General features: G+C 68.9%; 1 protein-coding gene. It reads right to left on the bottom strand.

Features of this window, described 5'->3' with window-relative positions; genetic code table 11:
* Positions 1 to 1,160: glucose-6-phosphate dehydrogenase (zwf, locus tag B7L92_RS37620; protein ID WP_081241590.1), on the bottom strand; the 1,160-nt coding region annotated here is incomplete at both ends.

Here is a 1,160-nt window from a genome sequence, read left to right as displayed (position 1 = left end):
AGGACGTCGAGGATCAGCCGTTCGTACGCCTCCGGGCTGGACTCGGTGAACGACTCGCCGTAGGCGAAGTCCATCGACACGTCCCGGATCTCCATCGACGTGCCCGGCACCTTGGAGCCGAACCGCACCGTGACGCCCTCGTCCGGCTGGACGCGGATCACGATGGCGTTGGAGCCCAGCTCCTCGGTGGCGGTGGTGTCGAAGGGGGAGTGCGGCGCCCGCTGGAAGACCACCGCGATCTCGGTGACCCGGCGGCCCAGCCGCTTGCCGGTGCGCAGGTAGAAGGGGACGCCGGCCCAGCGGCGGTTGTCGATGCCCAGCTTGATCGCCGCGTAGGTGTCGGTCTTCGAGGAGGAGTCGATGCCCTCCTCCTCCAGGTATCCGCGCACCTTCGCGCCGCCCTGCCAGGCACCGGTGTACTGCCCGCGCACGGTGTCCCGGCCCAGGTCCTTCGGCAGCCTCACCGCCCGCAGGACCTTCAGCTTCTCGGTGAGCAGCGCGTCCGCGTCGAAGGAGGCGGGTTCCTCCATCGCGGTGAGCGCGAGCAGCTGCAGGAGGTGGTTCTGGACGACGTCGCGGGCGGCGCCGATGCCGTCGTAGTAGCCGGCCCGGCCGCCGATGCCGATGTCCTCGGCCATGGTGATCTGCACGTGGTCCACGTAGGACCGGTTCCAGACGGGCTCGAACAACTGGTTGGCGAAGCGCAGCGCCAGGATGTTCTGGACCGTCTCCTTGCCCAGGTAGTGGTCGATCCGGAAGACCTGGTCCGGGTCGAACACCTCGTGGACGATCGCGTTCAGCTCCTGGGCGGACCTCAGGTCGTGGCCGAACGGTTTCTCGATCACGGCGCGCCGCCAGGATCCCTCGGGAGCGTCGGCCAGCCCGTGCTCCTTCAGCTGCTGCACCACCTTGGGGAAGAACCTCGGCGGCACCGAGAGGTAGAAGGCGTGGTTGCCGCTGGTACCCCGGGAAGCGTCCAACTCGTCGATCGACGCACGCAGTTGCTCGAAGGCCGAGTCGTCCTCGAAGTCACCCGGGACGAACCGCATCCCCTCGGCGAGCTGCTGCCAGACCTCCTCGCGGAAGGGGGTGCGGGCGTGCTCCTCGACCGCGTCGTGGACCACCTGGGCGAAGTCCTGGTCCTCCCAGTCCCGCCGGGC

This window comes from Streptomyces viridosporus (assembly GCF_002078235.1).
Taxonomy (GTDB): domain Bacteria; phylum Actinomycetota; class Actinomycetes; order Streptomycetales; family Streptomycetaceae; genus Streptomyces; species Streptomyces viridosporus.
This window is presented reverse-complemented; position numbering and strand designations above follow the sequence as displayed.